12 protein-coding genes and 1 pseudogene are annotated in these 12198 nt (G+C 71.1%); 4 read left to right on the forward strand and 9 right to left on the reverse strand.

What is annotated here, in order from left to right:
- The first annotated feature begins 456 nt into the window (after positions 1 to 456).
- A complete protein-coding gene (locus tag ABZV94_RS15650) occupies positions 457 to 1314 on the forward strand; it encodes a helix-turn-helix transcriptional regulator (RefSeq protein WP_356340785.1) in 858 nt (285 codons plus the stop codon).
- A 189-nt stretch (positions 1315 to 1503) separates the two neighbouring features.
- Positions 1504 to 1695, forward strand: a complete 192-nt coding sequence (locus ABZV94_RS15655; RefSeq protein WP_356340786.1) for a DUF397 domain-containing protein — start codon at positions 1504 to 1506, stop codon at positions 1693 to 1695.
- Positions 1696 to 1824: 129 nt separating this feature from the next.
- On the opposite strand, the gene ABZV94_RS15660 is transcribed toward ABZV94_RS15655, so the two are convergent.
- Positions 1825 to 2331, reverse strand: a complete 507-nt coding sequence (locus ABZV94_RS15660; protein ID WP_356340788.1) for a glutathione peroxidase — start codon at positions 2329 to 2331, stop codon at positions 1825 to 1827.
- Positions 2332 to 2560: 229 nt separating this feature from the next.
- Positions 2561 to 3535, reverse strand: coding sequence for a winged helix-turn-helix domain-containing protein (locus tag ABZV94_RS15665; protein ID WP_356340789.1), 975 nt, complete (start codon positions 3533 to 3535; stop codon positions 2561 to 2563).
- Between the two features lie 88 nt (positions 3536 to 3623).
- On the opposite strand from ABZV94_RS15665, the gene ABZV94_RS15670 reads away from it, so the two are divergent.
- Entirely contained in the window at positions 3624 to 4826 is a 1203-nt protein-coding gene (locus ABZV94_RS15670; RefSeq protein WP_356340790.1) for an MFS transporter, read from the forward strand.
- 137 nt (positions 4827 to 4963) lie between these two features.
- On the opposite strand, the gene ABZV94_RS15675 is transcribed toward ABZV94_RS15670, so the two are convergent.
- The 6 genes and pseudogenes from ABZV94_RS15675 to ABZV94_RS15700 form a co-directional block, all read right to left on the reverse strand.
- Positions 4964 to 5635 carry an SGNH/GDSL hydrolase family protein gene (locus ABZV94_RS15675; protein WP_356340792.1) on the reverse strand — a complete coding sequence of 224 codons (672 nt, stop codon included), beginning with the start codon at positions 5633 to 5635 and terminating at the stop codon, positions 4964 to 4966.
- A 248-nt stretch (positions 5636 to 5883) separates the two neighbouring features.
- Positions 5884 to 7218 (reverse strand): Dyp-type peroxidase, encoded by a 1335-nt coding sequence (locus ABZV94_RS15680; protein WP_356340793.1) that lies wholly within the window; start codon positions 7216 to 7218, stop codon positions 5884 to 5886.
- 18 nt (positions 7219 to 7236) lie between these two features.
- Positions 7237 to 8250 carry a hypothetical protein gene (locus ABZV94_RS15685; protein ID WP_356340794.1) on the reverse strand — a complete coding sequence of 338 codons (1014 nt, stop codon included), beginning with the start codon at positions 8248 to 8250 and terminating at the stop codon, positions 7237 to 7239.
- Between the two features lie 37 nt (positions 8251 to 8287).
- Positions 8288 to 8821 carry a hypothetical protein gene (locus ABZV94_RS15690; protein WP_356340796.1) on the reverse strand — a complete coding sequence of 178 codons (534 nt, stop codon included), beginning with the start codon at positions 8819 to 8821 and terminating at the stop codon, positions 8288 to 8290.
- Between the two features lie 119 nt (positions 8822 to 8940).
- On the reverse strand, positions 8941 to 9435 hold the full coding sequence (locus tag ABZV94_RS15695) for a hypothetical protein (protein ID WP_356340797.1): 495 nt from the start codon (positions 9433 to 9435) through the stop codon (positions 8941 to 8943).
- Positions 9436 to 10159: 724 nt separating this feature from the next.
- A pseudogene (locus tag ABZV94_RS15700) lies at positions 10160 to 10294 on the reverse strand (deoxyxylulose-5-phosphate synthase); the annotation flags it as partial.
- A gap of 211 nt (positions 10295 to 10505) precedes the next feature.
- On the opposite strand from ABZV94_RS15700, the gene ABZV94_RS15705 reads away from it, so the two are divergent.
- On the forward strand, positions 10506 to 10985 hold the full coding sequence (locus tag ABZV94_RS15705; protein ID WP_356340799.1) for a DUF5994 family protein: 480 nt from the start codon (positions 10506 to 10508) through the stop codon (positions 10983 to 10985).
- A gap of 2 nt (positions 10986 to 10987) precedes the next feature.
- Here ABZV94_RS15705 and ABZV94_RS15710 read toward each other — a convergent pair whose 3' ends face one another.
- Positions 10988 to 12181, reverse strand: coding sequence for a PP2C family protein-serine/threonine phosphatase (locus ABZV94_RS15710; RefSeq protein ID WP_356340800.1), 1194 nt, complete (start codon positions 12179 to 12181; stop codon positions 10988 to 10990).
- Positions 12182 to 12198: the final 17 nt, after the last annotated feature.

The raw sequence follows: 12198 nt of genomic DNA on the forward strand, positions 1-12198 counted from the left end.
CGCCGTCATGGTCGTGCAGAACGGTGCGGGCGCCCAGCCGCGCCGCGGCCCGGCCGCGGCCGGGCGGCAGGCCGCGCCCGGCGCCCGGCCCGCGCCGGAACCCGCGCGCGGGGTCCCGATGCAGCCGCGTCGCGGGTCCATGGCGCGCGCCGTGGCCCACTGAGCCGCAACCCCGGTCCCCACAGACCCGGTTCGGGAGCCGCTGGTCCGAGGGGGGGGGGGGGGGGGGGGGGGGGGGGGGCGCTCCGCCCCCCCCGGGGCCCCACCCGGGGGGTTGGGGGGGCGGGGGGCGGCTGGGGGGGGCCTCCCCCCTCGGTACCCCCCGCCCCGCTCGACTGCGTCCCCTGCTGCATATCCTCGGTTTCCCAGCGGTAGAAAGCACCTTGGTGGCAGTCTGCTCAACAGCAGATACGCAAAGTGTTAAGCAACAGGCAGGCAGCCGGAGGTGCACGTCCCGTGGCGTCCAATGTCAATCCCACCGTCAGGCGGCGCCGGCTGGGCCAGGAGCTGCGCAGGCTCCGTGAGCTCAAGGGCATGACGGCCGAAGAGGTGGCGGAGCGGCTGCTGGTGTCGCAGTCGAAGATCAGCCGGCTGGAGAACGGCCGCAGGAGCATCAGCCAGCGCGACGTGCGCGATCTGTGCGGGGTGTACGAGGTCGAGGACCAGCGGATCGTCGATTCGCTGATGGAGATGGCCCGGGATTCCAGACAGCAGGGCTGGTGGCACACTTTCGGCGACATCCCGTACAGCGTCTACATCGGGCTGGAGACGGACGCCGAGTCGCTGCGGGTGTACGAACCCCAGCTGGTGACCGGGCTGTTGCAGACCCGGGCCTACGCCGAGGCGCTGGTGCAGGGCGCGTTGCCGGAGACGTCGACCGCCGAGATCGAGAAGCGCGTCCAGGTGCGCATGCGCCGACAGGAACGTATCACCGCCCAGACCAACCCGCTCCGGCTGTGGGTGGTGCTGGACGAGGCGGCCCTGAAGCGGGTGGTGGGCAGCCGGCTGGTGATGCGGGAACAGCTGGAGCACCTGATCGAGATGTCGCAGCTGCCGCACGTCACCGTGCAGGTGCTGCCCTTCGACGTGGGCGCGCATCCGGGGCTCAACGGCCAGTACGCGATCCTGGAGTTCGCCGACGCGGCCGACTCCAGCGTGGTGTACCTGGAGGGCGTGACCAGCGACCTGTACCTGGAGAAGGCCCAGGACGTGCAGAAGTACGCCGTGATGTACGAGCACCTGCGGGCGCAGTCCCTCAACGTGGAGGCGTCCCGGAAGTTCATCGCGGACGTGGCGAAGGAGTACGCCGACTGACCCGGGTTCACGCGGGGCGCGGGATCGTACACCGCCGGTCCACTCCAATGGAAGGCTCACCTGGAATATGCCATCCGGTCGAGTGAACGCCTCCTCCGCGGCGCGCAGTTGCCCGGTAGCGTCGATCACGCCAGTCAGACGACATGGTTGGCGTGAACCGCACTACCGCAACTCGCAACAGGAGTGGACATGGCACTGATTCAGGGCGCTTCGGAGACGTGGATGAAGTCCTCCTATTCCGCGGGCAACGGCGCCTGCGTCGAGGTCAAGTCGCCCACCGCCGCCGAACTCGCCGTCCGCGACTCCAAGACGCCCGAGGGCCCGATCCTGGCCTTCCCCGCCGACGCGTGGAACGCCTTCGTGGCCTCGGTCAAGGCGTGAGGGGTTCCCCCTGACCCTGTCCGGACCACAACTGCACACGCACCACCAGGAGAGCCCTCTCGACCAGTCGCCGTCCTTGCCGAGAGGGCTCACCGCCTCTTCCGGGCCCCGAAAGGGCACGAGCCGGGCTCAGCCGAGCTGGGCCTCGATCGCGGAGACGACCTCGGTCGACTCCGGCTCGGTCTGCGGCGAGAACCGCGCGACGACCTGACCGTCCCGGCCGATCAGGAACTTCTCGAAGTTCCAGCGGATGTCCCCGCTGTGCCCCTCGGCGTCGGCGAAGCCCACGAGCCGCTCGTACAGCGGATGCCGGCCCTCCCCGTTCACCTCCACCTTCTCCGTCAGCGGGAAGGTCACGCCGTAGGTCGCCGAGCAGAACTCCGCGATCTCCTCGGCGGTGCCGGGCTCCTGCCCGAGGAACTGGTTGCAGGGCACGCCCAGCACGGTGAAGCCCCGCTCGGCATACCGCTCCTGGAGCTTCTCCAGCCCGGTGTACTGCGGGGTCAGTCCGCACTTGGAGGCCACGTTCACGATGAGGACGGCCTTGCCCGCGAGGCGCGACAGATCCGCGGAGCCGCCCTGGAGGGCCCCGATCTCGACGTCCAGCGGGGAGCCGCTGTGCTCAGTAGTCGTCATGCCCGGATGCTAGCCCCGCCGGGGCACACCCTCCTGCCCGGCCTCGCCGAGGAGGCCGCCGGGCCTCGTGCCTGCGCCTGGCCTTGCCGAGGGGATCGCCGGCCCCCCTGCCCCGCCTCGCCGGACATCACCGGCCTTCCTGCCCGGCCTCGCAGAGGAGTTCACCGGCCTTCCTGCCCGGCCTCGCAGAGGAGTTCACCGGCCTTCCTGCCCGGCCTCGCAGAGGAGTTCACCGGCCCTCCTGCCCCGCCTCGACCAGGACGTCGCCGGCCGCCGTCCGCACGTACAGCACCGACCGCCCGGCCCGCCGCCGCGTCACCAGCCCCGCCTCCCGGAGCACCTTCAGGTGCCGGCCCACCGAGCCCAGCCCCTGCCCCGTCACGGCGGTCAGCTGGGTGGTGCTCAGCGGGGAGCCGAGGAGCACCAGCACCGCGGCCCGGCCCGGTCCGAGCAGCGCGTTCAGCCCGGCGGGCACCACCCGGTCGCCGTCCCCGGCCAGGACACCGGCACAGGGATAGACCACGGCGTACCGCTCATCGTCCTCCCAGGCGACCCAGCCCATGCGCTGCGCGGTCACCGGCACGAACAGCAGCTCGGCGCCGGAGATCTCACGCGGCGGATACTCGTGCAGGTTGATCTGGAACCGGTTGTCCCCGAGCCACCGCGTGCCGCCCGGCCGCAGGGAGTCCAGCACGCTCGCCCAGCCGCCCCGGCTCGCCTGCGCGGTCCGCGCCACCACATCCGCCTCCAGCACCCGCCGGCGCCGCCCCCAGTACGGTCGTACGGTCTCCTCCCAGACCCACTCCAGCAGTACGGCGGCCCGCTCGGGCAGGTCGTCGCGGTCCAGCTCGGCGGGCAGCGGCCCGGCGAGCGAGCGGCGCAGGTGCGCGCGGGCGTCCGCCGGCCGCGTGGCGCGCACCCGGGCGATCCCGTCCGGGAGGCTCTCGCCGTCGCGGGGCGTGGGCGTGAGGAAGTCGGCGATCCAGTCCCGGCCCAGCCCCGCCCGCACCAGCCGGGCCGTCACCGGGTCGGCCGCGAGCCTGTCCCGGTAGGCGGGCAGATGCGTGCCCAGCCAGCTGTGCTCACCGGGGTGCGTCCCCCGCCCGGCGTGCAGCAGCTTCAGCCCGGCGAAGGTCTCGGCGAGCGGCGAGACGACGAACCGGCTCCGGGCCAGGGTGTCCGCGTTGAGCTGCCACCACCCCACGCGCGCCTCCTCGTGCACCGCCCACGGACCTTTCGCGGGACGGCGAAACAGTAACGGGTCCGCTGCGGCCCGCCCGAGACTCCGGGACATGCCCAGCTACCGATCCCTGTTCCGCACCCCGGAGTTCACCCCCCTCTTCCTCGGCACCGCCGCCCAGAACGCCGCCGGGACCGTCGGCGGCCTCGCTCTCGGCACGCTCGTCTACCGGGCGACCGGCTCCCCCCTCCTGTCGGCGCTCAGCATGTTCGGCCCGTCCCTCGCCCAGGTGCTCGGCGCCACCGTGCTGCTCTCCGGTGCCGACCGGCTGCCCCCGCGGACCACCCTCACCGCCGTCGCGCTGGCCTTCGCCGCCGGTACGGCCGTACAGGCGCTGCCCGGTCTGCCGGTCGGCGCGCTGTTCACCGCCGTCCTGGTCCTCGGTCTGGTGGCCTCCCTCGGCGGCGGCGTCCGCTGGGGCCTGCTGAACGAGATCCTCGCCAAGAGCGGCTACCTGCCGGGGCGCTCGCTGTTCAACATGATGAGCGGGCTCGTGCAGATCGCCGGGTTCGCCACCGGCGGCGCCTTGCTCGCCGTGCTCTCCCCGCGGGCCTGTCTGCTGCTGGCCGCGGCCCTGTACCTGACGGCCGCGCTCGTCCTGCGCCTCGGCCTGACCGACCGTCCGCCCCGGGCCGCGGGCCGCCCCTCGCCGTCGGCGACCTGGCGCGCCAACGCCGAGCTGTGGTCCTCCCGCCCGCGCCGCCTCACCTACCTCGGCCTGTGGCTGCCCAACGGCATGGTCGTCGGCTGCGAGTCCCTCTACGTGTCCTACGCCCCGCACACGGCCGGCACCCTGTTCGCGTGTGCCGCGCTCGGGATGTTCGCCGGGGACGTGACGGTGGGCCGTCTGCTGCGGCCCGCGGTACGGCGCCGGCTGGTCACCCCGCTCCTGCTGCTGCTCGCGGCGCCGTACCTGGTGTTCTTCGCCCACCCGCCGGTGCCGGTGGCGGCGGTCTGCGTGACGGTGGCCTCCGCCGGGTTCGGCGCGAGCCTGGTCCAGCAGGAGCGGCTGATGAGCCTGACCCCCGGCGGCATGGCCGGCCAGGCCCTGGGCCTGCACTCGGCGGGCATGCTGACCCTCCAGGGCGTGAGCGCGGCGCTGGCCGGCGCGGTGGCCCAGCTCACCTCACCGGCCGCGGCGATGACCGCGATGGCGGCGGGCTCCCTCTGCGTGACGCTGACGCTGGCCGCCGCGGCCCGGCGGACTCCGGCCCCGCCCGTCACCGAGCCCGCGCCGGAACGCTCTCCGCTCTGACCCGACACGGTCGGCCCAGGCGGACGACGGCACGGGCCCCGCCCCCGCACAGGGCCCCGGCTCACCGACTGATACCGGCCGCCGCCTTGGGGGCGGCGTGCTTCCCGCGTCCCGCGCGTGACCGGGTGGGAAGCCGGCTAGGTACGCAGCAGCAGCGACAGCGCGGGGCGGATCCGCTTGGCCAGATAGGCGTGGCCGGCGTTCGTGGGGTGGACACCATCGCGTCCGATGAACCGGTGAGCGGATCCCGTGAACCACCCACGGCGGACGGCGGACACGTAAGGCAGGCCGAATTTCTCCGCCGCGGCCGAGACCGCTTCGTCGATCGGGTGTGAGTCGACCGGCCGCCGGAACGAGTAGATCGGCCCGATGACCAGGATGCGCGCGTGGGGCAGCCCCGCCCGCAGACGGCGCAGCGTGTCCACCGCGGCGGCTCGGGTCCTCGTCGGGCTGACGTCGTTGCGGGAGCCCTCGACCACCACCACGTCCGGCTTCGCGGCAATGGCCTGCTTGACCCGCTGTGTGTACGGCCGTCCGCCTTCCTGCGGGCCACCCGTGGTGTAGCCGGTGCCGCCCTTGGCGCCGAGAGTCAGCGTCAGTCCCAGCTGTTCGGCGACCAGCGAGGGCCAGCCGTACGATCCCTTGCCGCCCTGGGCGCTGCCGCCGGCGATGCTGTCACCCAGGACGAACAAGCGCACATGCGGCGCGGCGGCGCTCGCTGGAATGTTCGCGCCCACGGCCAGGAGGGCGCACAGCAGACTCGCCAGCACCGTTGCGCGGCCTGCCGGCCGGACTGCACACATGCCCATGTGCAGAAGCTAATGCGCCTGCCGGAGATGTCACCAATGGACCGAGCCGAACGGGGCACGCGCCGTGGGCGGCCATGCCAGGGCGGCGGCGGTCGTGCATGGACGGCCGTCCATGAAGACGAAAGCCGTACCGCCCGCTGCCCGGACGCCCCGGCCGCTGTTCGTGGGCACGACGGCCCCGTGGATGACCTGGACCGCATCGCGGCAGCACCAGGCGCAGGGTCTCGCAGGTGCCCGTCGTCGCGCGGTCAGTCGTGGAGGTCGCCGAGCCAGCGCAGGGCGGTCAGGCTCGGCAGGAAGCAGTACTCGCCTCCTCGGGTGACGACGAACCGCGGCAGTGGAGCGAGGCGGCGGCGCAGCGGGCGGCGGGGAATGGTGTAGCCGGCGGACCCGTCGTGGGCTCCCGTCACGGGGTCCTTGGCGTCGTTCGCGCCGAAGAAGACGCCGTCGTTCATCCATTGCGTCTGGACGAACTCGAACTGCCGGCCCAGGTGCGCTCCGATGAAGGCGAACATGAGGCCGCGGTCGGCGCCGTCGTCCTGCAGCACTCCCTCGGGCAGCGGCGGGCCGTAGACGGCGCCACGCCTGATCATGCGGTGCAGCCGCACCTCTCCAGCCACGGAGGCGTCGCGGGGATTGGCGCGGCGGATGTGGCTGCCGCCGGGCGTCGTGTATCCCGTCGGATCGTCGGCCCCGTACAGGAAGGTGTTCCGGCGGTGCGGGTCGGCGCCGAGCGCGGGGTCATCGTGCTGCGGGGCCAGCGCCAGGGGAGCGCCGCTGCGCCAGCGCCCCATGATCTTCGCGGCGATCAGTTCCTCGTCCTCGGGCCCGGTGGAGTTGTCCTTCAGGTACCTCCGGAACGCGGCGACGTTCTGATGGAGCTTGCGGAAGACCGCGTAACTGCCGTTGCGGCCCAGCACGGTGGGCCGCGGGTTCTGCACACCGCCCATCTCGTCGCGGTGACCCAGGACGAACTCACCGGCCTTCAGCGGCACTTCCAGCTGGTTGGATCCCGGTATCCCGCTGCCTTGGACGGCCGGATGGCTGACGCCGTCGCGATAGCCGAAATGCTCGGTCTCGGTGGGCAGCGCGTAGCAGTCCTGCCGCCATGTCGCCGTCACTCCGGCGAGCCGGTCGTAGGCGGGGCGGGCGTGGTCGATCGCCGCCTCCAGGCGCTCGGGGTCGGGCGCGACCGCGGTGAGCACCACGTGGAGGTCGGGACTGCCCAGCGGCGCCTCCCAGTGCTCCGGGCTGCTGGCGCCCACATCGCCCAGAGCCTCGGCGCGGGCGGCCATCCCCTGCCGGAACTCCCAGGCGAACGTGTCCAGTGAGGCGCGGGGCACCCCCAGCGCCTCCATGCCGCGGCAGGTGACGGCCACACTCACCCAGGTCTCTCCCAGGGGGCTGACCGTGTCCGCCGCGGAGGTCACCGCCGTGCTCGCGCGCCGCATCAGCTCCCGCCCGTCTCCCCGGTCGTCGATGCGGAAGGCGAGGTAGGTCGCCGCGTAGGGCGTCGGCCGGCCGCTGAGGACACCGCGCTGGATGTCCGCGAGGTCCAGCGTGTCCTCCGTGTGCACACTCACGGTCGGCCTCCCGTGGCTCTACTTGGAGACGAGGTTGCGCCAGAAGTTCCGCAGGCTGTCGTCCCCGCCGAACAAGGAGCTGAAGATCGTCGAGTCCGCCAGCATCAGATCACCGGCGCGCGTGCCGCCGGGAGGCATCCACAGGAACATGTTGAACTCGGTGTTGCCGGCTTCGGTGAACGGATGCGGCCTCGACATGTCGATCGGCTGCCTGGCCAGCACGTGGACGGTCTCCGGCTCGTGGGCCGTCACGTCGTAGTGCGGCAGGTGCATGTGGAAGTTGAAGTTCGTCACCCCGTCCAGCCAGTCCTTCGTATCGAGGTCCCGGACGGTGGACAGAGGGACGATCTGGTTGCCCTCGCGGGTTGCCGGGCGCAGGCCGTACCGGTTCATCACCGGTACCCCGAGGCCCCGCATCAGGTCCCTCACGTAGGTGGCGAACCGCTGTTGGCGTGGCACCAGGGGATCGCCGTGATGGCGGTATTCCAGCTCCCGTACCGACGGATCGTCCGAGGCGCCGACATCATGGTGCGGGCCCAGAACGAGACGGGTGTCCTCCCGGGCCAGGAACGCCCGCAGGGCCTCGATCTCCCCGGGCTGTGCCTCCTGCTCGGTGACCGCGTGGTCCAGTCCGAACACGAACAGGACGTCCGTGTCGTCGAGCACCCGCTCGTCGAGCGGGGTGTGGAAGCCCGCCTGGTCGATGCGCTGGTACACCGGGACGGGGTGCCCCGTGACCTCCTCGACGAAGTCCTGGAACGGCACCCAGGCCCAGAAGAACAGCTCCAGCGACCCGGCCACGCCCTGCTGGAACCGATACGGGTCGGACCACTGCGGGTCCTCGTAGGCCGGCCATGTTGCCCGCCTGACCTCGGTCATCGTGGAGAAACGGTTGTCCAGCTCGGCCGGGTTGCGGCCGGCCTCGGCCGGATAGCTCCACGAGACATAGATGCTCACCCGCCGCCCGCCCGGGGTGTACTCCCGCGGAATGTGCCTCTGGTTGTACGTGCGCGCGGTCCTGGCCTCGCTCATAGCCGATCGTCTCACTGCGTCTGCTCGTCTGGACTACTCATTGCATTTGGTCGAGCATCTCCGACAGGGCGTTCTTGATCCGCAACGCCTTCTTGATCTCGTCCGCCGTCACGTACGGGTACTCTCCGTACTCGATGAAGCTCGGACAGTGGTGCTCCCGTACGAAGCGCACGAACGCCTCCGGGTTCGTCCGCCAGTCCTCGGGAAAGCCTTCGAGGTTCTCGAAGGCCGTACTGACGCCGGCCTTGCTGAAAAGCGCGACGGCGTCCTCGGTGTACTTGTCGAAGTCGGTGTCGAAGATCCCCTGGTACATGAAGCGCGTGTCGTCGTCGAAGAGGACCCAGCGCAGATAGTGCAGCTTCAACGGCGCGAGAAGGTACGGATCCTGCTCCAGCGCCTTGGCCAGGGTCAGGCCGTACTCCCGCATGGTGTCGGCCCTGCCCGGTTTGACCTTCGCGACGATGGTGAAGCCGTAGCAGGCCGGAGTCCTCGGGAAGACGGGGCCGTACTTCCCCTGTGCCAGGTGGTCGGTCTCCTTGGGTATGACGACTGCCTGAGGCTTGATCTCCATGTCCGTTCCCTTCCGCAATCCGGAGGCCGGGACCGGTCCGTCTACAGCGTTGCACTCGACGGCCGAGAGCGCCTGCCGAGCGGCCGCGGGTCGGTCAGCGCCATCGGTCGGCGGCGACGTCAGTGCGTCACGGCGACCTTGAGGAGCACGATGAGCAGCCCGAGCAGCAGGTTCACTGCCCCCGCGGTCACCACGGCGCGGCGGGAGGCTCCCGCCCGCACGGCGGCGACCGTGGACCAGCCGACATGACCAGCCAGCGCCACGCCCAGGGCCAGCCACAAAGCCCCTCTCGGGCCGACGCCCACCAGGGGGGTGACGGCGACCGCCACGGCCGGCGGGACGGCCGCCTCGACGATGGGCCACTCGGTCACGCACGCCCGCCGGACTTCCCTCGCGTTCACGGGCACGTACATGACCCGTGCCCCGAACAGCCGGGCGAGCACATGGGCCGCCCAGAACACCACCCCGGTGCCCAGCAGCAAGAGAACGAGTTCCAGCCGGGGGAGAGAACCGAGCGAGCCGGTTCCCGCCCCCACCACGACCGAGGCCGCGAGCAGCGAGCCGTACACGGCACCCGTGTAATCGCACCGCTTGGCGGCATCCGCCTGTGCCATGGGCTCTCGCGCAGGAGGCCGATCTTCCATGATCCCAGTGTGGTCACTCGCGTAGTACGCCGCACGGCCACAGTCCGTCGCACGGCCACTGCGGACCGGCGTCGCCCGGCGGGTCAGCTCTGCGAACCAGCCGCAGCGGAGCCGTCGGGCCCGCGCCCCGTTCCCACGGAAGGCCGTGCTCGGGTGCCCGCGTCCGGTGCTGCCGATGTCACCCTTGGATGTCAGCCGGAGCTAGCGCTTCTTGCGGATCCTGCGCTTCTTCTCCTTGGCTTCCTTCTCCTTGCGCTGGGCCACGCCGTATGCGGACCACGGTCCTTGATGCACTGGGCACCGGGACGTGCCGGTCACCACCTGCCGCTGGCACCGCCCTCCGGTCCTGGTCGGCGCGCCACACTTCGCCACGCTGCTTCCCCCCTCGGTCTCGTCACGAAGTACGTGAAGCTTCAGGCACAGTGGCCCGGCTCCTGCCGAGAGGGAAGGCGCGTACCAAGGAGGGCTGGCGCACCCGGGCGCACACAGGCGCGTCTGCTGTCGCGCCGCCGCCCGCTCGGCTTGGCGGCTCGTCCTGCTGACGTCCGATAGCCAGGTTGCTGCGGGTGCTAAGGGGGGAGCCGGCGGTGGCTGTCCCGGAGGATCCCGCAGCGAGATGCGTGCCTCACGCGTGCTGCGTATGACAGCAGGGCCGCTTCGGCGGCGTGGCGGAGTGCCCCCTGCTGTCGGGCCGCTATGGCAGGGCGCGGCGGACCAACGCCTGAGCGAATGGTTCTCCGGTGGCCCGGGCGTAGGCCATCCGCTCGCGCACCTCGCCGAGGGTGCGTGGGCGGTAACCGGGGCCGCCGCAGCAGCTCTTGTGCCGTCGGCTGCATGATGCCTGGGTGGGAAAACACCTCTCTGTAGTTCTCACGTGTTCATGGGGTTTCCCGGCCTCATGTGTGCCGAATCCGTTCTGGCCGGCTGGCTGCCCGGGACATGGCAATTCTGGAAAATCGGCGCCCGTGGCACGAGGAGTAGCGTGTAAAGGGCGAGGCGAGTCCCGTGATCGCACCGATTCCCGAAGACGGGTGATCCTCATGACCGGCTCCGATGCACAGCCTGTTTCCCGGCGTCTGCCCAGTGGCGTTCACAAGGCCGTGCAGCCGGGGTGTGCGCTGCTCCGGCTGGAGACCACGGAGTCGCGCGAAGGCGTCCTGGACGGTGCGTGGTGGCCGCGGTCGCGGGACATCGGTGCCGAGCTGCCCGCGCTGCTGAGCGCCCTCACCGGTCATCTCGGCCCCGTCACCCGCGTCGGGCTGGACACCACGGCGTGGGAAGGGCTCCCGACGCGGATCGTCGTCGACGACCGGGTGGTACACATCGACTCCTTTCCGCTGGGCGACGACACCGTGCTGATCACCCGAGGTGACCACATCTTCTCGCTGCTGGTGGTTCCGCCGGACACAGCACCCGAGGCCGCCCGTGCCGCGATGGCTCAGGCCGTCCGGGCCGACAACGTCACCCAGGCGAATCAGATACTCATCGACACAGGAAGCGCGCAGGTGCCGCCAGAGTGAGGTCAGCCGCGCCACTCCACCAGGAGCAGCGTCGCGTCATCCGTGGTGTGTCCGCCCCGCGCCCGCTTGAGCGTGTGGGACAGGGACCGCGCCACCGCCCGGATTCCGCGGCCGGTTCTCTCCAACTGGTTCACCCAGTCGATCATCAGGTCCTCCCCGAACTCGTCCTCCCCGGTCTTGTGCTCCTCGATCAGTCCGTCCGTGAAGCAGAGGAGGCGGTCCCCCGGCTCCAGCTTCATCTCGCTCGTCTGCGGCTGCGGACCTCCGAAGCCGACAGGGAGGGTCGTCGGACCGGTCAGCCGGAGTGTGACGCGGTGATCACGGATGAGCATCGGTGACGGGTGCCCGGCGTTGACCCACTGAAGATGCCCCGTCGTGGTGTCCAGCTGCAGCATTTGCGCGGTGACGAAGTGCTCGGGGCCGAATTGGTCCGCCACAGCGCGGTCCATGAAGGCGTAGATCTCCGGCAGCCCGGTGCCGGCGCGGCGGGCGTGGCGGTAGGAGCCGATGGCCACGGTCGCCATCGTGGCCGCGTCCAGTCCGTGCCCCATCGCGTCGATCATGGCCACGTGGAGGACGTCTCCGTTCAGGGCGTAGTCGAAGCTGTCACCCGCCACGTCATAGGCGGGTTCCAGGATCCCGGCCACGGCGACCCGAGGCATGATCATCGCCAGCGGTGGCAGCAGGGCCCACTGGATCTCCGCGGCGACGCTCATCGGTTCCCTGCGTCGGACACCGAAGAAGAGGTCGGAGTAGCCGTGCTTGGTCACGAGCAGGTCGGCCACGAGGCCGGCGATCCTGCGCAGTATGCGGCGGTCGTCGTCATCGATGCTGTCCAGCGTCACTGCCATGACCCCGACCTGGTCGCCGCCGTCCAGCAGTGGCAGGTGAACCCGCACGCCGTCGTCCTCGGACAGTTCGACGGGGTGAGCGTCGAGAAAGCAGCGGCCTGCCTCGGAGTCGTCTATCACCTGCGGTTCGCCGTCCGTGAGGCCGTCGCCGGGCAGGGGTACGAGCAGCAGTTGGCCGTAGTCCTGCAGCAGCACCTGCGGCCGGCGGCCCCCGAGCCGTTCCACCACGTCGGCGACCAATGGCCCGATGAGATGGGGCGGCAATTCGTGCGCGCGATCGAGGACCTCTCCCAGCAGAGCTTCCCCGAAGCTCTCGGAGCGGTCCACACGCTGTTCGGCCGTCATCCCCTCACCTGCCATGC

Origin of the sequence: Streptomyces sp. NPDC004658 (assembly GCF_040609555.1) — a bacterium.
In the GTDB taxonomy this organism is placed as follows: domain Bacteria; phylum Actinomycetota; class Actinomycetes; order Streptomycetales; family Streptomycetaceae; genus Streptomyces.

Coding starts and splice junctions, on each gene's coding strand:
- ABZV94_RS15655 (WP_356340786.1), top strand. CDS start 1,504: ATGGCACTGATTCAGGGCGCTTCGGAGACGTGGATGAAGTCCTCCTAT.
- ABZV94_RS15660 (WP_356340788.1), bottom strand. CDS start 2,331: ATGACGACTACTGAGCACAGCGGCTCCCCGCTGGACGTCGAGATCGGG.
- ABZV94_RS15670 (WP_356340790.1), top strand. CDS start 3,624: ATGCCCAGCTACCGATCCCTGTTCCGCACCCCGGAGTTCACCCCCCTC.
- ABZV94_RS15675 (WP_356340792.1), bottom strand. CDS start 5,635: ATGGGCATGTGTGCAGTCCGGCCGGCAGGCCGCGCAACGGTGCTGGCG.
- ABZV94_RS15685 (WP_356340794.1), bottom strand. CDS start 8,250: ATGAGCGAGGCCAGGACCGCGCGCACGTACAACCAGAGGCACATTCCG.
- ABZV94_RS15690 (WP_356340796.1), bottom strand. CDS start 8,821: ATGGAGATCAAGCCTCAGGCAGTCGTCATACCCAAGGAGACCGACCAC.
- ABZV94_RS15695 (WP_356340797.1), bottom strand. CDS start 9,435: ATGGCACAGGCGGATGCCGCCAAGCGGTGCGATTACACGGGTGCCGTG.
- ABZV94_RS15705 (WP_356340799.1), top strand. CDS start 10,506: ATGACCGGCTCCGATGCACAGCCTGTTTCCCGGCGTCTGCCCAGTGGC.
- ABZV94_RS15710 (WP_356340800.1), bottom strand. CDS start 12,181: ATGACGGCCGAACAGCGTGTGGACCGCTCCGAGAGCTTCGGGGAAGCT.